Raw genomic sequence first — 23,687 nt, 5'->3', positions numbered from 1 at the left:
TGCATGGACATCCTGCCCGCGCGCAGGATGGCCCATGACCCGGCATGCGCTAAGTCACGCCGTCGTCGCCTCATACTCCGACACGACTTCTTCCGTCGGCCCGAAAGCGCGTACACGACCACGCTCCATCCAAAGCACCTTGTTGCATACCTTGCGGATTTCGGAGTTCGAGTGCATCGCCAGCACGACGATTTCGGCCCGGCTATGAAGATCGGCCAATCGCGCTTCCGCCTTGTGCATGAACGACGCATCACCGACGCCCATCACTTCGTCGAGCAACAGGATTTCGGCATCGACTGCAGTGGACACTGCAAACGCGAGCCGCACCTTCATCCCGCTGGAATACGTACGAATCGGCAGGTCCAGATAATCGCCGAGTTCACAGAACTCAGCGATTTCGCGCTGCTTCTCCCGAATCTCCGCATCTGACATGCCGAGCAACAGCCCTCTGAGCCGAATGTTCTGCATGCCGGTCGAGTTCTCGTCCATGCCGAGGCCGATATCGAGGAGCGGCACCACGCTTCCTTCACGCAACAACTGGCCAGACGATGGCGGATAGATGCCCGCCATCGCGCGAAGCAATGTCGATTTCCCCGCCCCGTTGTGTCCGATCAGCCCAACGCGGTCGCCACGCTCAAAACGGAAACTCACTTCGTCCAGCGCACGCACGACGATCACACCGTCGTTGCCCTCGGCGATCCTGTTGCGGCGCCCCATGTTGAGCACCTGCTTCTTGAGCGAACGCCCTTGCACGTCGAAGATCGGCAAATCGAGCGTTACGCTCTGTAATTCGATAAACGCCATATCGTTTCTCTCAGACCCAGTACGGAATACGCTTCAGATAACGTCCGGTCATCAACAGGGCGACAGGCCATCCAATCGCTGCCATTCCGACCGTGATCGCCCAGGTCAATTCACTGGGCATCTGTCCGATAAGCGGGCCACGCACGAGGTCGATCAGATACGCGAGCGGATTCCACTCGACAATGAAAGAGAAGCGATTAAGCGCATCGGGGCGGAAAATGATCGGCGTCACATAGAACGCGACCTGAAGCAATGCGCTCACGATCTGCGGCAGATCGCGAAAGCGCGCCGACAGCAGCCCCACCACCATCGCGATCCATGTGGCGTTCAGCACGTACACCAGCAACGCCGGAATGAATACTGGCAACGTCTCCCAACTTTTCACGCCGTAGATCGCCAGCAGCGCGATGACGATCACGAAGTTGTGGGTAAGGACGATCAAGTTTCGCCACACGACCTGCAGGATATAGATCAGTTTCGGCGTGGCCATTTGCCGGATATAGGGCGCGCTGTTGATGTACGCGACGCTGCCTTCCACGATCGTCGTCGAGAATAAACCCCACAGCACGATGCTGGCAGCAAGAAACGGCAGGTATTCGTTGATTTTCTGGCCGAACAACGTGCCGTAAACGACACCTAACGACGAAATCATCACACCCATACTGATCGTGAGCCAGAACGGCCCCAGGCGCGAACGCGCATAGCGTTGCCGAATTTCGAGCCAGCCGAGCAAGGTCCACAACCGCCACGCCGTGATGCTTTTCTTTAGGTCCGCAAGTGAAAGGGTCAGCATGCAAGCTTTCAAAAATGAAGGAATAGGGGCGTCAGACAGAATTGTCGACTATGTCAGCGCGCCCTGGCACGTTATCGAGTCGATGCCTGGCCCACTACGACAGCAGTCAAATGGGGCAGGCATGACCACGAATCGGATCATTTGGCGTCCCTGCGAGTACAAAACAAGCACGCCGCGAACGTTGCCATGCCGCAGATCGCAAGGGGGAACAACCATCCGAGCCGCCTCAGGCCCGGCATTTTACCCGGTCGCCATGCCCGCCAGAGTCATCTGATGGTAATTTTCGCGCGGGAACGGCAAATTATATGAAGCCGCCGGATGCAAAAGCCACGTTGCTAACAACTTGAAACAGCGACGCCGACCCGTGCTTGGTGGCCAAAGCGCGGGCATGGTGAAGTTATTAGTGTCGGATGAAATTTTTCGCGTAGCCTCCGGGAACGAACTTTTGCTACCGTATGCTCGACTCCCGAACACCCACGAACCCATGCCCCATCCCCCCATCGCCATCGGCGACATCCAAGGCTGCCATTCCGCTTTCCAGTCGCTGCTCGCCAAGCTCTCAGCCCCCGCCGACATCCCGCTCTGGATCGCCGGCGACGTCGTCAACCGCGGCCCGGGCTCCCTCGCCGCGCTGCGCGCGGTCGTCGATCTCGGCCCGCGCGCGACCGTGGTACTCGGCAACCACGACCTCCACCTGCTCGCAGTCTCCGCCGGCCTGCGCACCGAACGCCCCGGCGACACGATCGGCGAGATCCTCGACGCGCCCGACGCCGAAGCCCTGCTCGACTGGGTCCGCCACCGCCCGTTCGTGCATGTCGAAGACGGAAAGCTGCTCGTCCACGCCGGCGTGCTGCCGCAATGGGACGCCACGCTCGCACTCGAACTCGCCGACGAGCTCCAGCGCGCACTCCGCGCCCCCGACTGGCGCGACACGCTGCAAGGCCTGTACGGCAACGAACCCAACCAATGGAACCCGAACCTGAAAAAGCGCGACCGCATGCGCGTCGCATTCAACGCGTTCACGCGCCTGCGCTTCTGCACGCCCGACGGCGCGATGGAATTCAAGGCGAACGGCGGCCCCGACAGCGCGCCGCCCGGCTACCTGCCGTGGTTCGACGTGTCGGGGCGCCGCACCGCGGACGTGACGGTCGTATTCGGGCACTGGGCCGCGCTCGGCCTGATGCTGCGCGACAACGTCGTCGCGCTCGATTCGGGCTGCGTATGGGGAAACCAGTTGTCGGCCGTACGGCTGACGGCCGATCCGGCGCAGCGCACGGTCACGCAGGTGCAGTGCGAAGCGTGCCGCTCGCCGGGCGGCGACTAACCGCACGCTGATTCGCCCGACCCGGCCGGGCCGGGCAGCGCGTCAGCCCTCGCGCCCCGGCACGGGCGCGTCCGCTGCCGCCTCGCCCGCCGCACCGGCGCCGAGCTCGGTCGCCGGATACGCATGCTTCTGCAACTCGGCGAGCGACTCGGCCGTCGGCTTGCCGACCTTCTCCTGCATCGCCGCCAGCGCGGCCGCGATCGCATCGCGCGCCGCCGCGGACGTCGCGCGGCGATCGCCGCCCGGCGCGATCGGTTCGCACACGTACAAATGCGCGACGAGCGGGCCGCCGCGCAGCACCATGTCGAGCGACTTGCCGAGCGACAAATCGCCCGTGTAGGCCGGCGCGACCGACTGCCGCCCGTGCGCATCCTCGTACATCAGGCAGATCGGCTGCACCGCGCAGCCGGCCGATACCGCGGCCTGGAACAGGTTCGCATGGAACGGCAGCAGATCCTGGCCGTCGGACGTCGTCCCCTCCGGAAACACGCACATCACGCCGCCGTTGCGCAGGCGTTCGGCCATCTCGTGCATGATCCGCATCGCCTCGGTGCGCTTCTCGCGCTGCAGGAACACGGTGTCGAGCTTCTCGGCGAGCCAGCCGACGACCGGCCACTGCCGCACCTCGGCCTTCGACACGAACGGCGTCGGCCGCCACGCGTTGACCGCGTAGATGTCGAGCCACGACACGTGGTTGCCCACGACGAGCGCGCTCGCGTCGAGCCGCGCGTCGTCGTTGTGGACGACGAGGCGCATCCCGCAGATGCGCAGCATCTTGAGCGACCAGCGGCGCGTCAACTCGGCGCGGCGCGCGGGCGTGACGTGCGAAAAACGCAGCGCGACGATCACCATGCCGCGCAACAGGTGAAAGACGAGACGCAGCTTGCGAAAGGCGATCATGGCGAAGGTCCGGCGTGGTTCAGTGGCGCTCGAACGCGACCTGCCCGCCCACGAGCGTCGCGCGCACGGTGGCCGGCAGTTCGTAGCCGAGGAACGGCGAGTTGTGGCCCTGGCTCTTCAGCGCACGCGGCTCGACGCGCCAGTGCGCGCGCGGGTCGAACACGCACAGGTCCGCCGCGCCGCCTTCGGCGAGGCGCCCCGCCGGCAGTTGCAGCACGTCGGCCGGCGCGGCCGTGATGCGGCGCAGCGCCTGCGCGAGCGGCGTGCGCGTCTCGTCCGCCCACTTCAGCGTGAGCGACAGCAGCAGCTCGAGCCCCGTCGCGCCCGGCGTCGCTTCGGCAAACGGCAGCAGCTTCTCGTCGTCGTCGACCGGCGTGTGATCGGAGCAGATCGCGTCGATCGTGCCGTCGGCGAGCGCCGCGCGGATCGCTTCGCGGTCGCGCTCGCCGCGCAGCGGCGGATCGAGCCGGAACTGCGAATCGAAGTAGCCGATGTCGACGTCGATCAGGTGGACGTGGTTCACGCCGACGTCGCAGGTCACGGGCAACCCTTCGGCCTTCGCCGCGCGCACGAGCGCGAGGCCGGCCGCCGACGACAGCCGCGCGAGGTGCACGCGCGCGCCCGTCACGCGCATCAGCTCGAAAATGGTGTGCAGCGCGATCGTCTCGGCCGCGACCGGCACGCCGGACAGCCCGAGCCGCGACGCGAGCGCGCCGCTCGCGGCCACGCCGCCGCGGCCGATGAACGCGTCGAGCGGACGCAGCCACGTCGTGTAGCCATAGGTGCTCGCGTATTGCAGCGCGCGCAGCAGCACCTGCGTGTCGCGCACCGGCACGTTCGCATGCGTGAAGCCGACGCAGCCGGATTCGGTCAGCGCGACCATCTCGGTGATCACTTCACCCTTGAGGCCGACGGTCAGCGCGCCGAGCGGATGCACGTTCGCCTGCCGCAGGTTGCGCGCGCGGAACTTGAGCATCTCGACGAGGCCCGGCTCGTCGAGCACCGGGTCGGTGTCCGGCGGGCACACGAGCGTCGTGACGCCGCCCGCGACGGCCGCGGCCATCTCGGACGCGAGCGTCGCCTTGTGTTCGTAGCCGGGCTCGCGCAGTCGCGCGCACAGGTCGACGAGGCCGGGCGCGACGATCAGGCCCGATGCGTCGATCGTCTTGTCCGCGTTGAAACCGGCCGGCGCGCCGCCAAGCGCGGCGATCTTGCCCTCCGCGACGAATACGTCGGCCTGCCGTTCGGTGCCGGCGACCGGGTCGATCAGCGTGCCGCCTTTGATATGAATCTTCATGCGCTGTCTGTGAATGCGTTGATTGCGTTGAATGCCTGAATGAGGACGCGCGAAAGCGGGCTCAGTCGCTGTTGCCGGCGACGATGCCCATCACCGCCATCCGCACGGCGATGCCGAACGTGACCTGGTTGAGGATCACCGACTGCCGGCCGTCGGCGACCTGCGAATCGATCTCGACGCCGCGGTTCATCGGCCCCGGGTGCATCACGATCGCGTCGGGCGCGGCGAGCGCGAGGCGCTCGGGCGTCAGGCCCCACGTCTTGAAGTACTCCTGCGCGGACGGCAGCAGCGCGCCGCTCATCCGTTCGTTCTGCAGGCGCAGCATGATGATCACGTCGACGCCCTTCAGCCCTTCGTCGAGGTTGTGGAACACCTTCACGCCCATCTGTTCGAGGCCGCCCGGCAGCAGCGTGCGCGGGCCGATCGCGCGCACTTCGGGCACGCCGAGCGTGGTGAGTGCGTGGATGTCGGAGCGCGCGACGCGCGAATGCAGGATGTCGCCGACGATCGCCACGCGCAGCTTCGTGAAGTCGCGCTTGTAGTGGCGGATCGTGTACATGTCGAGCAGGCCTTGCGTCGGGTGCGCGTGGCGGCCGTCGCCGGCGTTGATCACGTGCACGTGCGGCGCGCAGTGCTCGGCGATCAGGTACGGCGCGCCGCTCGACGCGTGGCGTACGACGAACAGGTCGGCATGCATCGCCGACAGGTTGTTGATCGTGTCGAGCAGCGATTCGCCCTTGCTCGTGGACGACGCGTTGATGTTCAGGTTCAGCACGTCGGCCGACAGGCGCGTCGCGGCGATCTCGAAGGTCGTGCGGGTGCGCGTCGAGTTCTCGAAGAACAGGTTGAACACGGACTTGCCGCGCAAGAGCGGCACCTTCTTCACTTCACGATCCGTCACGCTGACGAACTGCTCGGCCGTATCGAGGATGTGATTGACGATCGAGCGCGGCAGGCCCTCGATCGACAGCAGATGCTTCAGCTCGCCGTTTTTCGTGAGCTGCGGGTTGCCCTTCAGGAAACCGTAGCGAAACCGGTCGGGGCTCGCGGCCGCCGCGGGATTGCCGGTGCGGCCAGTGGTGTCGGTGGTCATGGTGTGCGTGATTCCAACTATGCAAACGGGCCGCGGTGCAAACCAGCGGCCCGGGATACGGTTCGCGTGTAGTTCAGGCGCCGTGCGACTCGACGCGCAGCGTGAACCGCGCGTCGTCGCGCGCGAGCACAAGCGTCGCGCCGGCCGGCACGTCGAGCGTGCCGCCCGCGAAGCGTGCGGCGACCGGCAGCTCGCGGCCGCCGCGATCGGCGAGCACCGCGAGCTCGACCGCGGCCGGACGGCCGTAGTCGAACAGCTCGTTGAGCGCCGCGCGCACGGTGCGCCCGGTGTACAGCACGTCGTCGACGAGCACGATGCGCGCGCCGTCGATGTCGAACGGCAGCGACGTCGGGCTGGCCTGGCTGTGCAGCCCCTTCTTCGCGTAGTCGTCGCGGTGCAGCGCGACGTTGACGACGCCGAACGCCGGTGCGCCGAGATCGCGCGCGAGGCGCTCGGCGAGCCACGCGCCGCCGCTGTGAATGCCGGCGAGCCGCGGGCCGCCCGGTTCGGCGAACGCCGTGCCGTACGCGGCGCGGATCTGGTCGAGCAGGACGCGGTAAAGCGCCTCGGCGTCAATGATGCTCATGGTCGGACAATTGATCGAGATACTGTTGAAGAATGACGCGCGCGGCCTCGGCATCGAGCATGTCGGTGCGGGCGCGGCCGCGCACGTTGCGCTCGCGCAGCCCGGCCTCGGCCTCGACCGACGAATAGCGCTCGTCGACCCACGTGACGGGCAGCCCGAAGCGGCCGTTCAACTGGTTGCCGAAGCGCTTCGCCTGCTGCGTCATGTCGTGCGGCGTGCCGTCCGGATGCATCGGCAGGCCCACGACGAGCGCGTCCGGCCGCCATTCGGCCAGCAGGTCGCCGACCGCCTTGAAGCGGTGTTCGCGGTTCAGGTTCTGGATCACGACGAGCGCACGCGCCGAGCGCGTCAGCGCGTTGCCGATCGCGACGCCGATCCGTTTTTCGCCGTAGTCGAACGCCAGGAGCGTCGCATCGCGCGCGCTCGCGCCACTCATGCGTGCCCTGCTTCGCCGGACAGCATCGACGAACTCACGCCGAGCAGGCCGAGCGCGGCTTCGAAGCGCTCCTCGGCCGGCGTGTCGAACACGATGCGCGGATCGGCGGCGACGGTCAGCCAGCCGTTGCGGGAAATTTCTTCCTCGAGCTGGCCGGCGCCCCAGCCCGCATGGCCGAGCGTCAGCAGGAAGCGTTTCGGGCCGGTGCCCGTCGCGACCGCCTCGAGCACGTCCTTCGACGTCGTCATCTCGAGCCCGCCGTCGACGGACATCGACGAGTTGTAGCTCGCGCCCTCGACCGGCTCGTGCAGCACGAAGCCGCGCTCGGTCTGGACCGGGCCGCCGAAGTACACGGGAATGTGCAGCAACGGCTCGATGTCGAGCTTCAGGTCGATGCGGTTGAACAGCGACTCGAGGTCGATGTCGGTGGGACGATTGATGACGAGGCCGAGCGCACCGCGCTCGCTGTGATCGCAAAGATAGACCACCGTCCCCGAGAACGTCGGATCGGCCATGTTCGGCATGGCGATCAGGAACTGGTTGGTGAGATTGATGCGATCGGAAGGCTTTGACATGGTTTGAATTTTAGCAAAGACGCCGCGACCTGACCGGGCCGCGATCAACAAGCAACGCCGCGCCGCGCTGGCAACGGCGCGCGCGGATCACACGGCACTCTAACACGCGCGCGGGCGCTGTCGGCAGCGTGTTGCAGGCCCGCCCGGCGAGGCCCGCCGTCGCGTGTCCGTCCCCTTGTTCGTCAGCTCCGGCCGAGCGCCGCGCCAAGCGCTTCGGACGCCGCCGTGAGATCCGGCGGCGCGACGCCGGCCGCGATCTTCAGGAGCGCCGCGCGCAGCATGTCGGACGCATGGCGGTGCGCATCGAGGCCGCCGTCGGCGAGCGGCACGCCGTGCGCCGCACGGCGCCACGCCAGGCCGAGCGTATCGGCCAGCAGCGCCGCGTGGCCGAGCCCGAGCGCGCACGCGGCCGTGCCGACCCGATAGGCGGCGCCGGACGCGTGCCATGCGGCGCCGGCGTCGGCCGTGGCCGGATTGGCCGCCAGATCGGCCATCGACGCATCGGCGGTCTGCAGGAAATCCTCGTAGGCATGCGCGTTGACGGTCACGACGCCGAGCGCACGAGTGGGGGCGGCGGCGACCGCATCGTGCTCGGCCCGCGCGGCATCGGCCTCCCACAGCGCCTCCGATGCGGGCGTGCCGGCGACGTGCCAGTCGACCGTCAACCCGTAGTCGTGCAGCACGTCGACGAACGCGACATCCTCGGCCGCGGCGCCGAACAGCGCGAAATCGCGCCACAGCAGCGCCACCGTCTCGCGCACCAGGTCGGGCGGCGCGCTGCGCCGGCCCTGCGCGTGTTCGCCGAGCAGCAGGTTGGTCCGCGCGAGAAAGCGCTTGAGCTCGGGCGCGCCGCTTGCCCGCAGCGCACGCATGCACGCGGCCGCGAGCCGCCAGAAATCGTACGGTGCGTCGTCGGTGAGCGCGGCGAGCAGCGCGTCGAGTTCATCGAGCGCCGCGCCCGGCGCGCCGTGTTCGGCACGCAGCACGCCGAGCAGCGCCTGCTCGTAGCGGGCGCGAATCCGGGGTGCGACGGTATCGGGCAGCGCGCGCAGCGTGGCGGGCGGCACCGCGCGGCCGACCAGCGCCAGCGCATCGAGCGGCACGCTCGCGCGCAGGTCGGCAGCACTTTGCGCGCGCATCGCACGGAAATGCTCGAAGAGAACGGGCGAGCACGCAAGCTCGCGCAGATTGTGGCGCCCGACCGCCGCACGAAAATCGCGCAGCGCCGCACGCCAGCCGGCCGACGTCGGCTCGGTGGCAACGAGCGGCACCGCGGCCGACAGTTGCCCGGCGAAGCGCGCGGCCGGCAGCCAGCCGGCTTCCGCCAGCACGGCCGCGGCAGCGGCAAGCGGCGCCGCGGCGTCGTCGCGCCGCTCGAACGCGTCGGCGGCCGCCGCCAGCCACGCGTCGGCCGCGCGCACGGCGCCGCCGCGCGGGTTGGGCAATGCGTCAGGGTGGGGAACGTTCGCCGGATCGGACGTCATGGGCACGCGCGCCTGTCATCGTCAAGTCGCTCGCGCGTGCCGCGGCGCGAGCGCCGGGCCGGTGCGAGGCCTGAGCGGAGTGCTCGTGGGCCAGCGGTCCGGTCAGATCTGGACCATCTCGAAGTCTTCCTTGCGGGCGCCGCATTCAGGGCACGTCCAGTTGATCGGGACGTCTTCCCAGCGCGTGCCCGGGGCAATGCCCTCTTCCGGCAGCCCGGCTTCTTCGTCGTAAATCCAGCCACAAATCAGGCACATCCAGCTCTTGTATTCCATCTTAAGCCGCGTCGGGGAAAAGTCGGTAAATTCGGGAGCCATGATGGTACCGTGTCGGGGCCGGACTGCCTAGCAATCGCGCTGGAGGACGGCAACTACGTTGCGCCGCGCTAAAAAATCCGTCGTCCCGGCCGGATTCCACCGCATAATGGTTGAAAAGTGCGGCCTGCCGGGCAACACGGGGCCGAACAAAGCCCATTCGCCTCGCCGTCCGCACGTCCGTCGCTTGTCCGTTTTTCTCTTGCCCCATTTTTACATGTCCAGCAACGCCCCTCCGATCGTCCTCACCTTCGGCCTGTCCGATCCCACCGGCGGCTCCGGCCTCCAAGCCGATCTGATGACCCTGGCGAGCATGGGCTGTCACGGCGTGTCCGTCCTGACCGGCTATACCGTGCGCGACTCGGCCGCCTGCGACGAGGTGACCGGCCTCGACCCCGACGTCGTCGCGGCGCAGGCGCGCATGCTGCTCGAAGACATGCCGGTCGCCGCGTTCAAGATCGGCGCGGCCACGCGCGCGGAAGTCGTCAGCGCGATCGCCGAAGTCGTTGCCGACTACGACGGCGTGCCGCTCGTGCTCGCGCCCGATTTCACGCTCGACGACGAACACGTGCTCGCGGCCGACGACCTGCGCGAATCGATCGCCGACCTGCTGGCGCCGCAAACCACGCTGCTGGTCGCCGACCACGCGACGCTGATCGCGCTCGCGCAGCCGGACGGCGATGCCGAGGCGCCGAATCTCGACGCGGCCGTGTCGCACCTGCTGTCGCAGGGCTGCGAATACATCCTGTCGTCGGAAACGGGTTCGCACCGGCTCGTCAACACGCTGTACGGCGAGGAAGGCCAGCTTCGCGAAGACATGTGGGATCGCTCGCCGCACCGGCTGATGGGCATCACCGATACGCTGGGCGCGGCCATCGCGGCGTTGCTCGCGAACGGCCAGGAGCCGCCGGAAGCGGTGCGCGAGGCGCAGGAATATTTGTACCAGGCCGTGCGCGACGCGTTCCGGCCCGGCATGGGCGCGTACCTGCCCGACCGGTTCTTCTGGGCGCGCAGCAACGACGAGTCGGACACGCCGCCGGCCGTGAAGGCCGATTCGGCGCCGAGGACGTCGCATCGGCATTGAGATCACCCGCGCAGCGCACGGCGCCGTGTTTCCGCACGGAACATCGCGATAGTCCGTGATCGATTGGCCCTGGGGATGGGCTGTCGTCGGCCATGGGCCGCTCGGACACGGACCGACTCGACACCGTATAAGCGGATCACGTTTACCGGAACTACGGCCAGGTTTTTCAGCCTAGCCGCGCTGTCGATGTATTCGCGATACCAGGATGCGATTGGATCGTACCTACAGGCCGACTCCGGGGCGTCGAAATCCACGCGAGTGGTATATTCGCGCTTTAAAGCACCACGACCATAACAACATGACACTAATAAAGAAAAGCGAAAAAATCGTATTTGCGAACCAGCTACGGGGCTTGGCTGTGCTGTCAGTCATCGTCGCTCATTATCTCGGCGTTTACTGGTTCGCTCGTGACGTTGTCGCTCACACGATCGGTGCACCGGTCGTGGAAGGAGGTGCGCCGCGTATCTTCCCATATGTTTTCTTCGCACCTACGTTCAACTACGGTCCGTTCGGCGTCGCGGTCTTTTTCCTGATCAGCGGCTTCGTCATCCCGTTCTCGCTAGAGAAGCTGGGACGCTTGAAATTCCTCGTAGCTCGACTATGCAGAATTTTTCCAACGTACTGGACGGCCACGTTGCTCACATTGGCCGCCATCCATCTCTCCACGGGACACTGGGGAAGCAAGTTCTACATCACTTCGGACCAGATAACGTGGAATCTGCTGCTGCTCCATGAGCTGATGAACGTCCCTAGCATCGATATGGTGAATTGGACACTGTGCATCGAGGTGCTGTTCTACGTCGCGGCCTTGTTGATGTGGCCATTCATCCAGCGCGCATCAGCCCTTGCACTAGTGAACTTCTCGCTTGCCGTTATGGCTCTCGTCACCTGGTGGCCCGAGTCGTGGGACTCAGTCCATGTGGGCGCTACTCCAGTAAGGTTGGTCTTTTTCAAGTACCAGCTCATGATGGTCAGCTTCTTGTTCATCGGAACCTTGTTCAATTTCCGATTGAAGCAGCGTATCTCGACCACGACCTTATCCGGCTCCGCTGCTGCGATCTTCATCGCGTTTCTTGCGTCGTGGCCGCATACGTCCTTGGCCGGGCAGTTTTTGGCGACACCGCTCAACTACTTCTATGCCCTGGTGGTTTTCTCGTTCTGCTTCCTGCTGCGAGACCGCTTTAGGCCACTGAAGATTGTCGATTTTTTCGCCGACATCAGCTATCCGCTCTATCTCGTGCATGCGGTGACTGGCTACGCAATCATCCGCATTTTGATGGCGCACAATTTCAGGTACTACCAGGCCGCTGCGATCGCCTTCACGTTTGCTGTTGGTGTTGCCTATGTCCTGCACCGAATCGTGGAAATGCCCACTGCAAATATTTGGAAGCTACGGAAGCGCGTACCCGATCAAGAAACGCCTGCACGAGCAGCGTAAAGAAGACAATGGCCCCGCAATCATAAGCTCTGCCACTGAATGATGCCGCTGCGTTGGGCAGAGCAAGTCCGTTAGAGCCGCGGTACCGCTCACAACAGCCGCCTCTGAACTACATCCCGGCATCTGACTCTTCGATCCATCCACTGCCATTTCTTCAATCGGCCCGCTGACTGAACCGGGATGCCGATTCTTGCCCTTAGACGTCAGCGCGCGAAGCAATGTCTGGCCTGCGTCGAAATCGAGCATCGGTTACCCGCTAATCGGCCGGTCTGCCCCACTTCGCACGATCGGGATAGGGGCGTCAGGTATAGCCCGCGCGCCCTGCTTGGCAGCGCCTTCTATGCAGTTCTTGTCCGTCGGCTCGCGATTTACGGCCCACGCTTCCTCCCCACACTCGGTCGCCCTCATGCAGTTGCGCTTTACTTCACTCGCTGTGACCAGCTCATGGCGGGACTCGCACCCGCAGGAATGCGCCCATGCCGGGCGCACCATAAAAAAAGACCCGCATCGCTGCGGGTCTTTTCTTTTGGCTGGAACGCGCATCGCTGCGCGCTCCGGACACCGTCGACCGAAGTCGATTACATGTCCATGCCCATGCCGCCCATACCGCCCGGCATGCCGCCCGGCATCGGTGCGTCTTCCTTCGGCAGTTCCGCGACAGCAGCGTCCGTCGTCAGCAGCAGGCCTGCGACCGAAGCTGCGTTCTGCAGTGCGGTGCGCGTGACCTTGGTCGGGTCGACGACGCCGGCTTCAACCATGTCGACGTACTCGCCCGTTGCTGCGTTGTAGCCGTAGTTGCCCTTGCCTGCAGCAACTGCCGCCACCACGACGCTGGCTTCTTCGCCACCGTTCGTGACGATCTGGCGCAGCGGCTCTTCCATCGCGCGCAGCACGATCTTGATGCCGGCGTTCTGGTCGGCGTTCGCGCCGGTCAGGCCTGCGATCGCGGTGCGTGCGCGGATCAGCGCAACGCCGCCGCCTGCCACGATGCCTTCTTCCACAGCTGCGCGGGTAGCGTGCAGTGCGTCTTCGACACGTGCCTTCTTTTCCTTCATTTCGACTTCGGTCGCAGCACCGACCTTGATCACTGCCACGCCGCCTGCCAGCTTGGCCACGCGCTCTTGCAGCTTTTCACGGTCGTAGTCCGACGTCGCTTCTTCGATCTGCGCGCGCACTTGCTTCACGCGTGCTTCGATGCTTGCAGCTTCGCCTGCGCCGTCGATGATCGTCGTGTTTTCCTTGCCCACTTCGATGCGCTTCGCCTGGCCCAGTTCTGCCAGCGTTGCCTTCTCGAGCGTCAGGCCGGTTTCTTCCGCGATGACTTGACCGCCGGTCAGGATCGCGATGTCTTCCAGCATCGCCTTGCGACGATCGCCGAAGCCCGGCGCCTTGACCGCAACGGTCTTCAGGATGCCGCGGATGTTGTTGACGACCAGCGTGGCCAGTGCCTCGCCTTCGACGTCTTCTGCGATGATCAGCAGCGGACGGCCAGCCTTCGCGACTTGCTCGAGCACCGGCAGCAGATCGCGGATGTTCGACACCTTCTTGTCGTGCAGCAGCACGAACGGGTTGTCGAGGACGGCGACTTGCTTGTCCGGGTTGTTGATGAAGTACGGCGACAGGTAGCCGCGGTCGAATTGCATGCCTTCGACGACGTCGAGCTCGTCGGCGAGCGACTTGCCGTCTTCGACGGTGATGACGCCTTCCTTGCCGACCTTGTCCATCGCTTCAGCGATGCGATCGCCGATCGACGAATCGCTGTTCGCCGAGATCGAGCCGACCTGGGCGATTTCCTTGTTGGTCGTGCACGGCTTGCTGATCTTCTTCAGCTCTTCGACAGCCGCTGCGACTGCCTTGTCGATGCCGCGCTTCAGGTCCATCGGGTTCATGCCCGATGCGACGTACTTCATGCCTTCGCGGACGATCGATTGCGCGAGGACGGTTGCCGTCGTCGTGCCGTCGCCTGCGTTGTCGCTGGTCTTGGAAGCGACTTCCTTGACCATCTGCGCGCCCATGTTCTGGAGCTTGTCCTTCAGCTCGATTTCCTTCGCGACCGACACACCGTCCTTGGTGACCGTCGGGCCGCCGAAGCTGCGCTCGAGCACGACGTTGCGGCCCTTCGGACCCAGCGTGACCTTGACTGCGTTGGCGAGAATGTTCACGCCTTCGACCATCTTCGAACGGGCGGAATCGCCGAATACGACGTCTTTAGCTGCCATCTTCTAACTCCTTGAATTCTTGGGAATATGTACCGTCGGAGGACGCTTACTTGGCGTTGACCACGGCCATGATGTCTTCTTCGCGCATGACCAGCAGTTCGTTGCCGTCGACCTTCACGGTCTGGCCTGCGTACTTGCCGAACAGAACACGATCGCCGACCTTCACGTCGAGCGCGATCGGGGCGCCCTTGTCGTCGCGCTTGCCCGGGCCGACGGCCAGGACTTCGCCCTGATCCGGCTTTTCAGCAGCGGCGTCGGGGATCACGATGCCCGAGGCGGTCTTGGTTTCCTGATCCAGGCGCTTGACGATCACGCGATCGTGCAAAGGACGAAGGTTCATATTCACTCCTCTCTTGACTGAGATTGAAGAACGCTTAGGGAACTGCCCGGCTCATCGCCCGGCAGAGAATTGTTAGCACTCTCGTGCAGCGAGTGCTAATTATATGGACGGGTTTTGACAAATTCAAGAAGGGAAACCGGAGGAATTTTCGAGGCGGCGACGCGGCGGGAAAACGGCTGAAAACAACGAAAAACCCTTTCAAAACAAAGCCATGAAGATCGAAGCCGACCCGACCGGTGGGCTCGCGAGGCCCGCGAATCCCATCCAGCCCCGTTTGGACACCGGGTAAGCCCGGAGTTCCCGAGGCCGCCGACATCGCATCAAAAAAAACGTGCGGGCGCCAATTTCATCCGCCGCGGCACGTTCGTTCGCCGGCGTCGCCGGACCGATCCTCACGCGTCGGCGCAATCCGCGCCCGACAGCGGCCGGAAGGTCCGGCCGTCCGTCTCGACGGTCGCGCCCAGCCGCCGCGCGAGCCCCTTCGCGCCTTCGCGCATCACGACGTCGTGATTCCATCGGAACAGCGGCCGCGCGAGCGGCTCGAGCCAGTTCATCCAGCGCAGGTGCGTACGAATGTGCCAGTCGTAGCGCACGACGGTGCGCGCGCCGTCGGCGGCGAACGACCAGCGGCCGTCGCCCTCGATCGCGCCGCTCGCATGGCCTTCCAGTGCATGCGGCCGCTCGACGCGACGCACCCGCATGTCGAAGGTCAACCGGTACGGCAGCGCGCCCTTCCACGTATACCGGTGCAGCGCGCCGACGCCGCGCGCGTCGCCCGGTTCGAGCTCGACCGTGCGCACGGCACCCTTCCACCAGTCGGGCCAGCGGTCGACCTGGTAGATCGCGTCCCAGACCGCCGCGAGCGGCGCGTCTACCCGCCAGGTCGTCGAGAACCGGTACTCCGCCATGCAGCCTCCGGCATTGCGCGTCAGGAACGCGGATCGGCGCGCCGTCAGGGCGCGAAAAAACGCTCGGGAAACGCGACGTCGATCTCCACATCGTCGAGCGTCACGGTTTCGAGCGGCACATCGTCGTCGCCGGCGTAGCTGACTACCTTCAGCGGAAAACCGTCGTCGGTGTCGAGCCATAACCGGTAGCGATGCACGCCGTCGATCGCATGCGCGGGCGCGCCCGTGACCAGCACGCGCAGCGCGCGCCGGCCGCCGGTGGTTTCCTCGCCTTCGGTCACCGTCGCGCCGCCCTGCTGCAGCGCATGCACGTTGCGCAGCAGTTCGCCGACGTCCGAACGGTCGACCCGGTGGCCGCTGCGGTCGCGCACGAGCGGATTGGACGGCGACAGCGTCAGCGCGGGCGGCGCATGCGTGCCGAACGGGCGCAGCCGCACCTTGCCGTCGCCGGGATCGTACGCAAGCACCGCGCCGCGATGCGGCGACACGAAATCCATCCGGACGAAGCCCGGTTTCAGGTACGCGTAACGGATTTCGGTGTGCTCGCCGTCGCGCGCCGACGAGCGGATCGTCGCGCGGTACGAACGGACGTGGTCGAAATGCGCCTGCGCGACGGTCACGGGATCGGCGGTCATGCTCGCTCCTATCAGGCTCGCGGCCAGCAACGCGGCGATCACGGCGCCGCCTCGACGTCGAGCACGCCTTCCATCCCGCGCTCGCGATGGCTGCTGAAAAACAGCAGCCGGTGCGTGCAATAGTAGGCGAATCGACCCGGCTGCTGCGGCGTGAAACGGAACGTCCTCGGCGTCGTGCCGAGTTCGGTATGCACTGCGATGCCCGCCTGCGGCGGCGCGTCGATCTCAAAGCTGTGCGGTACCACGCCGGGCTCGGCCGACACGGTCAGCTCCACCGGCAGGTTCGCGCGGACGATCACGTGATTCGGCCGGAAAAAATAGCTGCCGCCGACGATCGTCACACGCTGTACGCCGTCGGCATCGACCGGCACGCGCACGGGCGCATTTCCCTGCGCTCGCGCAAGCATCGTGCCCGCGAGGCACGCCGCCAGCACGAGTCCCTTCATCATCGCCGTCTTCATCGCCTGCTCCCCGCGGGCGCCGCGCGTCATCCCTTCCACGCATCGGCCGGCCCGCCCAGCGCTGCGCATGCGTCGATCGCCAGCTTGCGCAGACGCCGTTCGTCGCCACGGCCGGACAGCGCATAACCCATGCCACGATCCGACCAGAAATACGTGTAGCGGCCGTCCGCCGACAGCGCCTGCGGCGCGAGGCGCCGCGCATCGTAGGCGGTCATGTACAGCGTCACGCGCGCGCCGTCCGCGCGCTGGTACATCAGCTGTGCGGCCGGCCCCGCGTCGCCGGGCAGCAACCGGCCGCCCAGCAGCGCGTAACCATATTCGTCGAGCGACGGTGCGCGCACCGGCCGGCCGACGCGCGCCGACAGCCATGCGGCGAGACGCGCGGGATCGGCCGCACCGACTTCCACCGGATGCTCGCGGTCGGCCGCGTACACCGCGTACGCGGCATCGGCGCGCGTGGCAAACGCCGGTTCGCGGCCGAATGCCGCCCAGCCCGCATGCAGCGCGACACCGATCAGCAGCCCGGCCGCCAGCCCCGCGCACGCGTGCACGGCGGCGCGCCAGCGCGACGCGCGGCGCTGCACGAACAATGCGGGCGCGGCGCCCGGCAACGGAAACAACGCCTTCAGCGCATCGCGCTGGGCACGGTAATGCGCGAATCGTTCGGCTTCCTGCGGATCGGACTGCAGGCGCTCGAGCATCTCGCGCCGCTCGTGCCCGGACAGTTCGCCATCCAGCAACGCGGACAGCAGTTGCGCCGACGCGTCGTCGTCCTGCCGGTTCGAAGGCTTGCGCGGATCGTCCATCATGGCTTCCCGATCACCCGTAACGTGGCCGTGCCGTGCGCCGCCGGCGCGTCGGTCAGCAACGCGCGCATCTGCGCGCGCGCCCGCGCGAGCCGCGACATCACCGTACCCACCGGCACGCCGAGCACCTGCGCGGCATCGCGATAGCTCAGTTCCTCGAGCGCGACCAGCAGCAGCACCTCGCGCTGCTCGACCGGCAGCCGATACAGCGCGCGCTGCACGTCGCGCAGCTCCAGCCCGCCGACTTCGCCAGCGGGCGCCGCCATCGTCTGCCACGGCGCCGTCGCGTCGTCCACGGCGATCTCGTGCCGCGCGCGCAACTGGTCGATGAAGCGGTGCCGCAGCAGCGTCAGCAGCCACGCGCGCAGGTTGCCGCCGTCGCGCGGCGGCCGGTTCAGCGCACGCTCGAGCGTGTCCTGCACGAGATCGTCGGCCCACGCGCGCTCGCCCGTCAGCGCACGCGCATAGCGCGTGAGATGCGGCAACCACACCAGCAGGTCCGATTCATAGCTCATCGGGGCGCCTCGCGCGTCGCCGCGCGGTCACGGCCGCGCGACGTGCCACATGCCGCCGATCCCGTCGCCGCCGGCGTCGCCAGCCTTGCGGTCCATCTTCCAGCGATACAGCGGACGGCCGCGGTACGCCCATTGCTTAGTGCCGTCGTCGCGGGCGACGACGCTCAGCGCACCCGACGGCTTGTCGTATGCGTCGGCGAGCGCGGGCGGCCAGTTGGCCGCGCACGCGCCGTCGCACATGCTCTTGCCCGGCGCATCGCGGTCGAACACGTACAGCGTCATGTGGGCTTCGTCGACGAGTTTCCCGTCGCCGGCCTGGGGCGGTTCCGCGGCCGCCGGCCGCACGATCGCCGCCGTCAGCGCGGCAGCGAAGAGCATCCGTTTCATTCCCGTTCTCCTTGGCGTCGTGTCGCGACACGATGCGGCCAGACGAGACGATCGGCTTCGTCGCGATCATTATCCCGCCGGCCGGCGGTGCCGGAACTCGGTATGTAAACGGACGGCGACGGCCTGTTATTCCATGCGGCGCCGCGACCGGCAGCCGCGATCGTTCATGTGACGAAAGAGCGCGGGAAGCCCGAAATGACAACGCGGCATGACATCGCTGTCATGCCGCGTTGGGCGGCCGGTACTGCATCGCCGGTATTGCACGGCCCGTATTGCGCGACCGTCTCGCCCGACGGCCGATGCGGCGCCGTCGGGCGGTTTCGGCCGGTTACCTCGGCAATGCGCCGGTCAGCGACTGGAGCAGCGTCGTCACCGGTGCGAGCGGGTTGTTCGGCGAGCTGTTGCCCGAATGCGGCGTCACCGACAGACTCGGCGCGGAACCGAGCGCCGTACCCACCGACGTGCCGACCGCATTGACGACCGTCGCGGTCGAATTGGCCCCCACCGTCAGCAGCGAACCGACCGCGCCGGCCGTGCCGCCGGCCGCGTTCGCGCCCGAGCCGAGCAGGCTGCCGCCTGCCGCTGCCGTCGAACCGGCCGCGCCCGACAGCGCGCCGGCCGCCTGGCCGAGCGCCGCCGGACCGGACGCGAGTGCGCCCGTCACCGAACCGAGCGCACCGGTCAGGGCGCCCGCCGGGTTGCCGCCGCCCGTCAGGCCGCTCACGAGGCTCGTGATCGGCGCGATCGGGTTGTTGCCGGCAGCGCCGGACAGTGTGCCGACCACCTGGTTCACGACGCCTTGCACCGGCGCGAGCGGGTTGGAGCCGCCGAGGTTGCCGAGGGCGCCCGTCACCGAGTTCAGCGCGCCCGTCAGTGCGCCGGCCGGATTGCCGCTGCCGAGCGCGCCCACGACCTGGTTCACGACACCTTGCACCGGCGCCAGCGGGTTCGTGCCGCCCAGCGCGCCGAGCGCGCCCGCTGCCGAGCCGACCGCGTTGCCGAGTGCGCCGGTGGCCGTCCCGACCGCGTTGCTCAGCGTGCCGGCCGGATTGCTGCCGCCGAGTGTGCCGACGACCTGGTTCACGACGCCTTGCACCGGCGCCAGCGGGTTCGCGCCGCCGAGGCTGCCGAGCGCGCCCGTCACCGAGCCGAGGGCGCCGGTCAGCGCGCCGGCCGGGTTGCCGCCCGGCAATGCGTTCTGCAGACCGTTGACGAGGTTCGTGATCGGCGTGATCGGGCTGCCGCCGCCTGCACCCGACAGCGTGCCGACGACCTGGTTCACGACGCCCTGCACCGGCGCCAGCGGGTTCGCACCGCTGAGCGCGCCCGTCACGGAGTTCAGCGCGTTCGTCAGCGCACCGGCAGGATCGCCGCTGCCGAGCGTGCCGGCGAGTTGCGTGACGGCGCCTTGCACCGGCGCGAGCGGGCTCCCTGCGCCGCCGACGTTGCCGAGCGTGCCGGTGATCGTGTTGACCGCGTTGCTCAATGCGCCGGCCGGGTTGCCGCTGCCTAGCGTGCCGGTGACCTGGTTCACGACGTTCTGGATCGGGGTGATCGGGTTCGCGCCGCCGCCGAGGTTGCCCAGTGTGCCGGTTACGGTGCCGAGGGCGCCGGTCAGCGCGCCGGCGGGATTGCCGCCGCCGATGCCGCCCAGTGCACCGGTTACCGTACCCAGGGCGCCGGTCAACGCGCCTGCAGGATTGCCGCCGCCAACGCCGCCCAGTGCACCGGTTACCGTGCCCAGGGCGCCCGTCAATGCGCTGGCCGGATTGCCGCCACCAACGCCGCCCAGTGCGCCCGTCACCGTGCCCAGGGCACCGGTCAACGCGCCGGCCGGGTTGCCGCCGCCAGCGCCGCCCAGTGCGCCCGTCACCGTGTCCAGGGCGCCGGTCAATGCGCCGGCCGGGTTGCCGCCGCCGATGCCGCCGAGTGCGCCCGTCACCGTACCCACGGCACCGCTGAGCGCGCCTGTCGGGTTACCGCCACCGAGCGCGCCCGTTACCTGATTCACCACGCCCTGCACCGGCGCCAGCGGATTCGCGCCACCGCCGACACCGCCCAGCGCACCCGTTGCCGTGCCGAGCGCGTTGCTCAGCGTGCCGGTTGCCGTGTTCAGCGCGCCGGTCAGTGCGCCGGCCGGGTTGCCGCCACCGATGCCGCCGAGTGCGCCCGTCACCGTACCCACGGCACCGCTCAGCGCACCTGCCGGGTTACCGCCACCGAGCGCGCCCGTCACCTGATTCACCACGCCCTGCACCGGCGCCAGCGGATTCGTGCCGCCGCCGACATTACCCAGTGCCCCCGTCACCGCCCCCACGGCGCCCGACAGCACTTGTCCCGGCTCGCCGAGCGACGTCTGGATCGTGCCCGACCCACCCGCCGTCACGGTGACCGAACCCAGCGGCGACGTCCCCGTCGCGCCCAACCCGACCGACACGCTGTTCGTCGGCGGATTGACGATCACTTGCGGGATCGGCAGCGAATCGAGCGCCGCGGCCATCGCGGACCCCGAAGCCAGCACCCCGAACACCGTCGCGACCGACAGCGCCACACCCGTCAATTTAAAATTCTGTCCCATCGTTATTTTCCCCATCTCGGTTGGCACTACGTTGACAAAGCATGGGGACGGATTGCACGAAGCGTGCCAATACAAAAACCGGATGGATTTGTCTGCTTATTTGTCGGCAATAACGCTTTTTTAATTGATTTCCGACGAATTCACGCGTCGCGACGCCACAATAGTCTGACGAAAAGCGCCATCGGAGCGAGGATGTAACGTAACGTTTGCGAGCCTCGTGGTGACGTGTTCCGGTACATTCCGCCAATGCCGGAACACGCGCCGGCAATGCAGCCCAATACCGTTACGACGGGCCGACCATTACGCATTTCGGCAATATGAAAATGCATTGATCAATCGCGAATTTGCTGATTTTCTTTTGTCGCGAAATTTTCTTTCTTGTCGATTACGCAGATCATTTCCAATTGTGCGGATTTCGACGAACCGGACAGCAGAATGAAAAACTGTGAAGCAAGCGCATGGCCGCCGGCGCGTGCCGGCGACCGAAACCGCATCCGCGCGCCGCAGGTTCAGCCGAAGCGGGCGGGCCGATACGGATGAGGATCGATATAGGTCGGCGCGCCCGTCATCATCTCGGCGAGCAGGCGGCCGGTCGCGGGCCCGAGCGTGAGCCCGTGATGGCAATGGCCGAACGCGAACCACAAATGACGGTGGCGCGGCGCCGGCCCGATCACCGGACGCATGTCGGGCGTGCATGGCCGCATCCCGAGCCACGGTTGCGGATCGAGCCGCTCGCCGATGCCGAACGCGTCGCGCGCCAGCGGTTCGGCGCGCGCGAGTTGCACGCCGGTCGGCGGCGCATCGCGCGGCGCGATCTCGACGCCTGTGGTGAGCCGCAGGCGGCCACCCTCCATCGGCGCGACGACGAAACCGGCCTCGGTATCGCACACGGGCACGTTCAGCGGCGTGCGCGTCGGCCGGTAATGCATGTGATAGCCGCGCTTCGCGCGCAGCGGAATCCGGTAGCCGAGCGGCGCGAACACATGATCGGACCACGGCCCGAGCGCGACCACGGCCGAGCGTGCCGAGATCGGCCCGTGTTCGGACCGGACCTGCCAGCCGCCATCCATCTGCACGAGCGTCGTCGCGTCGCCGCGCACGAACGTGCCGCCGTCGCGCTCGAACAGCCGCGCATACGCCTTGGTCAGCCCGCCCGGGCTCGATACGGTCTTCGGGTCCTGCCAGTGGAACGCGCCGCAGAATGCATCGCCGATGCCGGGCTCGCGCGCCCGCAGCGCATGCGCATCGAGCACGGTCATCCGCAGCCCGTGCTCGGCCGCCACGCGCTGCTGCGCGCGCGCTTGCTCGTCGAACAGCGCGGGCGAACGGAACGCCTCGATCCACCCGCCGTCGTGCACGAGCGGCTGCGCGTCGGTGCGCGCGAGGAGCGCCTCGTGCTCGACGACGCTCGCCGCGACAAGCGGCAGCAGGTCGCGCGCGGCGGCCGCGAGCCGCCGCGGCGACGATTCGCGCCAGAAGCGGGCGAGCCAGCCCGCGTACGCCGGCAGTGCGCGGTAGTCCCAATAGAGATCGACCGAGCGGTTGCGCGCATAGCGCAGCAGCGTGCCGAGCTGGCGCGGAAATGCATACGGCACGACCGACGAGCGCTCGATCAGCCCCGCATTGCCGTGGCTGGTTTCCTCGCCGGGCGCGCGCCGGTCGACGAGCGCGACGCGCAGCCCGCGATCCTGCAGATGCAGCGCCGACGACACGCCGACGATGCCGGCCCCCAGAACGATGACGTCGAAATCCATGGTTCCCCACACTGCGTCGAGATGGGATGCGCGGTGCGCCGGCCCCGCGGCCGGCGCGCGGCGGCGCTTACTTCGCGATGATGTCGCGCTTGAAGTACTTCTGCGACAGCGCGCTCAGCGTGCCGTCCTTCTTCAGCGCATCGAGCGCGCCGACGATCTTCGCCTGCAGCGCCTTGTCGTTCTTGCGCATCCCGAAGCCCGTGCCTTCGCCGAGCGTCGCCGGATCCTTCAGCGGCTCGCCGACGATCTGGTAGTCGCGGCCGGCCGGCTTGTCGAGGAACCCGTCCTGCGCGGTCTGCGCTTCCTGCACGGCCGCGTCGAGACGCCCCGCGACGAGATCGGCGTAGATCTGGTCCTGCTCCTGGTAGGACACGACGGCCACGCCCGCATTGGCCCAGTGCGCCTTCAGAAAATCCTCCTGCGACGAGCCCTGCAGCACGCCGACGTGCTTGCCGCGCAGGCTCGCGACGTCGGGCTTCAGCGGCGCACCGCGCTTCGCGACCATCACGATCGGCACCACGTAGATCGCCGGCGTGAAGTCGATGCTTTGCTTGCGCTTCGCGGTGATGTTCATCGCCGAGTTGATCGCGTCGAACTTGCGCGCCTGCAGCGCCGGGATCAGCCCGTCGAACGCATTCTCGACCCATACACACTTCATGTTCAGCTTCGCGCACACCGCGTTGCCGACGTCGACGTCGAACCCCTGCAACTGACCGGCCGGCGTCTTGCTCTCGAACGGCGGATAGGCGGCTTCGATCCCGAAGCGCAACGTGGTTTGTTCCGCATGGGCCGTGACGGCCGCGCACGCGAGCGCCGCAGCGGCGCAGAGGGAAAGCTTCCAGTTCATGACGGTCTTCCGTTCCGGATTGAGGCGATGAAGATCGGTCGCCCGACGCCCTCGGTGGGCGGCGGGTCGGCATTCGAGTGCAGGCCGCCGCCGCATGGCGACGTGGCGGGT

Annotated in this window: 24 protein-coding genes; 3 read left to right on the top strand and 21 right to left on the bottom strand. The window is 67.1% G+C overall.

The genetic code is table 11. The features are described 5' to 3' along the window. Positions 1-54 precede the first annotated feature (54 nt). Positions 55-804 (bottom strand): ABC transporter ATP-binding protein, encoded by a 750-nt coding sequence (locus CFB52_RS04150; protein ID WP_059641972.1) that lies wholly within the window; start codon positions 802-804, stop codon positions 55-57. Positions 805-814: 10 nt separating this feature from the next. Beyond that, positions 815-1,597 (bottom strand): ABC transporter permease, encoded by a 783-nt coding sequence (locus tag CFB52_RS04145; protein ID WP_059574206.1) that lies wholly within the window; start codon positions 1,595-1,597, stop codon positions 815-817. A 484-nt stretch (positions 1,598-2,081) separates the two neighbouring features. On the opposite strand from CFB52_RS04145, the gene CFB52_RS04140 reads away from it, so the two are divergent. Further along, entirely contained in the window at positions 2,082-2,921 is an 840-nt protein-coding gene (locus CFB52_RS04140; protein WP_099316120.1) for a symmetrical bis(5'-nucleosyl)-tetraphosphatase, read from the top strand. Positions 2,922-2,963: 42 nt separating this feature from the next. Here the strand turns inward: CFB52_RS04140 and CFB52_RS04135 are convergent, their stop codons facing one another. The 8 genes from CFB52_RS04135 to CFB52_RS04100 form a co-directional block, all read right to left on the bottom strand. Beyond that, entirely contained in the window at positions 2,964-3,821 is an 858-nt protein-coding gene (locus CFB52_RS04135) for a 1-acyl-sn-glycerol-3-phosphate acyltransferase (protein ID WP_099316119.1), read from the bottom strand. 19 nt (positions 3,822-3,840) lie between these two features. Next, complete coding sequence (locus CFB52_RS04130) at positions 3,841-5,118, bottom strand: dihydroorotase (protein WP_099316118.1); 1,278 nt, start codon at positions 5,116-5,118, stop codon at positions 3,841-3,843. Positions 5,119-5,179: 61 nt separating this feature from the next. Further along, positions 5,180-6,211 (bottom strand): aspartate carbamoyltransferase catalytic subunit, encoded by a 1,032-nt coding sequence (locus tag CFB52_RS04125; RefSeq protein ID WP_099316117.1) that lies wholly within the window; start codon positions 6,209-6,211, stop codon positions 5,180-5,182. 73 nt (positions 6,212-6,284) lie between these two features. Then, the gene (pyrR, locus tag CFB52_RS04120) at positions 6,285-6,797 is read right to left on the bottom strand and encodes a bifunctional pyr operon transcriptional regulator/uracil phosphoribosyltransferase PyrR (protein WP_089464583.1); all 513 of its coding nucleotides are present in this window, start codon (positions 6,795-6,797) and stop codon (positions 6,285-6,287) included. Continuing rightward, positions 6,784-7,233: a Holliday junction resolvase RuvX gene (gene ruvX / locus CFB52_RS04115; protein WP_006476737.1), complete on the bottom strand. Its 450-nt coding sequence runs from the start codon at positions 7,231-7,233 to the stop codon at positions 6,784-6,786. Before ruvX ends, pyrR begins: the two co-directional genes overlap by 14 nt. Next, positions 7,230-7,808 carry a YqgE/AlgH family protein gene (locus tag CFB52_RS04110; protein ID WP_006491354.1) on the bottom strand — a complete coding sequence of 193 codons (579 nt, stop codon included), beginning with the start codon at positions 7,806-7,808 and terminating at the stop codon, positions 7,230-7,232. The genes ruvX and CFB52_RS04110 overlap by 4 nt, the downstream gene beginning before the upstream one ends. A gap of 182 nt (positions 7,809-7,990) precedes the next feature. After that, a complete protein-coding gene (locus CFB52_RS04105) occupies positions 7,991-9,292 on the bottom strand; it encodes a hypothetical protein (protein ID WP_060011440.1) in 1,302 nt (433 codons plus the stop codon). Between the two features lie 102 nt (positions 9,293-9,394). Then, positions 9,395-9,565 carry a rubredoxin gene (locus tag CFB52_RS04100; RefSeq protein WP_004186709.1) on the bottom strand — a complete coding sequence of 57 codons (171 nt, stop codon included), beginning with the start codon at positions 9,563-9,565 and terminating at the stop codon, positions 9,395-9,397. A 256-nt stretch (positions 9,566-9,821) separates the two neighbouring features. On the opposite strand from CFB52_RS04100, the gene CFB52_RS04095 reads away from it, so the two are divergent. Next, the gene (locus CFB52_RS04095; protein ID WP_059574212.1) at positions 9,822-10,688 is read left to right on the top strand and encodes a hydroxymethylpyrimidine/phosphomethylpyrimidine kinase; all 867 of its coding nucleotides are present in this window, start codon (positions 9,822-9,824) and stop codon (positions 10,686-10,688) included. Positions 10,689-10,899: 211 nt separating this feature from the next. Next, entirely contained in the window at positions 10,900-12,126 is a 1,227-nt protein-coding gene (locus CFB52_RS04090; protein ID WP_180278189.1) for an acyltransferase, read from the top strand. A 578-nt stretch (positions 12,127-12,704) separates the two neighbouring features. On the opposite strand, the gene groL is transcribed toward CFB52_RS04090, so the two are convergent. The 11 genes from groL to CFB52_RS04025 form a co-directional block, all read right to left on the bottom strand. Then, positions 12,705-14,345: a chaperonin GroEL gene (groL, locus tag CFB52_RS04080; protein ID WP_006485462.1), complete on the bottom strand. Its 1,641-nt coding sequence runs from the start codon at positions 14,343-14,345 to the stop codon at positions 12,705-12,707. A 46-nt stretch (positions 14,346-14,391) separates the two neighbouring features. Then, a complete protein-coding gene (gene groES / locus CFB52_RS04075) occupies positions 14,392-14,685 on the bottom strand; it encodes a co-chaperone GroES (RefSeq protein WP_011351136.1) in 294 nt (97 codons plus the stop codon). A 392-nt stretch (positions 14,686-15,077) separates the two neighbouring features. Next, positions 15,078-15,593: an SRPBCC family protein gene (locus CFB52_RS04070; RefSeq protein WP_059574213.1), complete on the bottom strand. Its 516-nt coding sequence runs from the start codon at positions 15,591-15,593 to the stop codon at positions 15,078-15,080. 44 nt (positions 15,594-15,637) lie between these two features. Beyond that, positions 15,638-16,270 carry a DUF1571 domain-containing protein gene (locus tag CFB52_RS04065; protein WP_099316115.1) on the bottom strand — a complete coding sequence of 211 codons (633 nt, stop codon included), beginning with the start codon at positions 16,268-16,270 and terminating at the stop codon, positions 15,638-15,640. Beyond that, the gene (locus CFB52_RS04060; protein WP_060313559.1) at positions 16,267-16,689 is read right to left on the bottom strand and encodes a hypothetical protein; all 423 of its coding nucleotides are present in this window, start codon (positions 16,687-16,689) and stop codon (positions 16,267-16,269) included. The genes CFB52_RS04065 and CFB52_RS04060 overlap by 4 nt, the downstream gene beginning before the upstream one ends. 26 nt (positions 16,690-16,715) lie before the next feature. Further along, positions 16,716-17,498: an anti-sigma factor gene (locus CFB52_RS04055; protein WP_099316114.1), complete on the bottom strand. Its 783-nt coding sequence runs from the start codon at positions 17,496-17,498 to the stop codon at positions 16,716-16,718. Continuing rightward, on the bottom strand, positions 17,495-18,010 hold the full coding sequence (locus CFB52_RS04050; protein WP_059574216.1) for a sigma-70 family RNA polymerase sigma factor: 516 nt from the start codon (positions 18,008-18,010) through the stop codon (positions 17,495-17,497). Before CFB52_RS04050 ends, CFB52_RS04055 begins: the two co-directional genes overlap by 4 nt. A 27-nt stretch (positions 18,011-18,037) precedes the next feature. Continuing rightward, a complete protein-coding gene (locus tag CFB52_RS04045) occupies positions 18,038-18,397 on the bottom strand; it encodes a hypothetical protein (RefSeq protein WP_099316113.1) in 360 nt (119 codons plus the stop codon). 328 nt (positions 18,398-18,725) lie between these two features. Next, the gene (locus tag CFB52_RS04040; RefSeq protein ID WP_099316112.1) at positions 18,726-20,975 is read right to left on the bottom strand and encodes a hypothetical protein; all 2,250 of its coding nucleotides are present in this window, start codon (positions 20,973-20,975) and stop codon (positions 18,726-18,728) included. 509 nt (positions 20,976-21,484) lie between these two features. Next, a complete protein-coding gene (locus tag CFB52_RS04030) occupies positions 21,485-22,729 on the bottom strand; it encodes an FAD-binding oxidoreductase (RefSeq protein ID WP_099316111.1) in 1,245 nt (414 codons plus the stop codon). 67 nt (positions 22,730-22,796) lie between these two features. Beyond that, positions 22,797-23,576 (bottom strand): ABC transporter substrate-binding protein, encoded by a 780-nt coding sequence (locus CFB52_RS04025; protein ID WP_059642012.1) that lies wholly within the window; start codon positions 23,574-23,576, stop codon positions 22,797-22,799. Positions 23,577-23,687: the final 111 nt, after the last annotated feature.

Origin of the sequence: Burkholderia sp. AU18528, from assembly GCF_002223215.2 — a bacterium.
Lineage (GTDB): Bacteria > Pseudomonadota > Gammaproteobacteria > Burkholderiales > Burkholderiaceae > Burkholderia > Burkholderia semiarida.
Note: the sequence above shows the minus strand (reverse complement) of the source record. Positions and strands in the feature narration are given on the sequence as shown.

Coding starts and splice junctions, on each gene's coding strand:
- CFB52_RS04150 (WP_059641972.1), bottom strand. CDS start 804: ATGGCGTTTATCGAATTACAGAGCGTAACGCTCGATTTGCCGATCTTC.
- CFB52_RS04145 (WP_059574206.1), bottom strand. CDS start 1,597: ATGCTGACCCTTTCACTTGCGGACCTAAAGAAAAGCATCACGGCGTGG.
- CFB52_RS04140 (WP_099316120.1), top strand. CDS start 2,082: ATGCCCCATCCCCCCATCGCCATCGGCGACATCCAAGGCTGCCATTCC.
- CFB52_RS04135 (WP_099316119.1), bottom strand. CDS start 3,821: ATGATCGCCTTTCGCAAGCTGCGTCTCGTCTTTCACCTGTTGCGCGGC.
- CFB52_RS04130 (WP_099316118.1), bottom strand. CDS start 5,118: ATGAAGATTCATATCAAAGGCGGCACGCTGATCGACCCGGTCGCCGGC.
- CFB52_RS04125 (WP_099316117.1), bottom strand. CDS start 6,211: ATGACCACCGACACCACTGGCCGCACCGGCAATCCCGCGGCGGCCGCG.
- pyrR (WP_089464583.1), bottom strand. CDS start 6,797: ATGAGCATCATTGACGCCGAGGCGCTTTACCGCGTCCTGCTCGACCAG.
- ruvX (WP_006476737.1), bottom strand. CDS start 7,233: ATGAGTGGCGCGAGCGCGCGCGATGCGACGCTCCTGGCGTTCGACTAC.
- CFB52_RS04110 (WP_006491354.1), bottom strand. CDS start 7,808: ATGTCAAAGCCTTCCGATCGCATCAATCTCACCAACCAGTTCCTGATC.
- CFB52_RS04105 (WP_060011440.1), bottom strand. CDS start 9,292: ATGACGTCCGATCCGGCGAACGTTCCCCACCCTGACGCATTGCCCAAC.
- CFB52_RS04100 (WP_004186709.1), bottom strand. CDS start 9,565: ATGGAATACAAGAGCTGGATGTGCCTGATTTGTGGCTGGATTTACGAC.
- CFB52_RS04095 (WP_059574212.1), top strand. CDS start 9,822: ATGTCCAGCAACGCCCCTCCGATCGTCCTCACCTTCGGCCTGTCCGAT.
- groL (WP_006485462.1), bottom strand. CDS start 14,345: ATGGCAGCTAAAGACGTCGTATTCGGCGATTCCGCCCGTTCGAAGATG.
- groES (WP_011351136.1), bottom strand. CDS start 14,685: ATGAACCTTCGTCCTTTGCACGATCGCGTGATCGTCAAGCGCCTGGAT.
- CFB52_RS04070 (WP_059574213.1), bottom strand. CDS start 15,593: ATGGCGGAGTACCGGTTCTCGACGACCTGGCGGGTAGACGCGCCGCTC.
- CFB52_RS04060 (WP_060313559.1), bottom strand. CDS start 16,689: ATGAAGACGGCGATGATGAAGGGACTCGTGCTGGCGGCGTGCCTCGCG.
- CFB52_RS04055 (WP_099316114.1), bottom strand. CDS start 17,498: ATGATGGACGATCCGCGCAAGCCTTCGAACCGGCAGGACGACGACGCG.
- CFB52_RS04050 (WP_059574216.1), bottom strand. CDS start 18,010: ATGAGCTATGAATCGGACCTGCTGGTGTGGTTGCCGCATCTCACGCGC.
- CFB52_RS04045 (WP_099316113.1), bottom strand. CDS start 18,397: ATGAAACGGATGCTCTTCGCTGCCGCGCTGACGGCGGCGATCGTGCGG.
- CFB52_RS04040 (WP_099316112.1), bottom strand. CDS start 20,975: ATGGGACAGAATTTTAAATTGACGGGTGTGGCGCTGTCGGTCGCGACG.
- CFB52_RS04030 (WP_099316111.1), bottom strand. CDS start 22,729: ATGGATTTCGACGTCATCGTTCTGGGGGCCGGCATCGTCGGCGTGTCG.
- CFB52_RS04025 (WP_059642012.1), bottom strand. CDS start 23,576: ATGAACTGGAAGCTTTCCCTCTGCGCCGCTGCGGCGCTCGCGTGCGCG.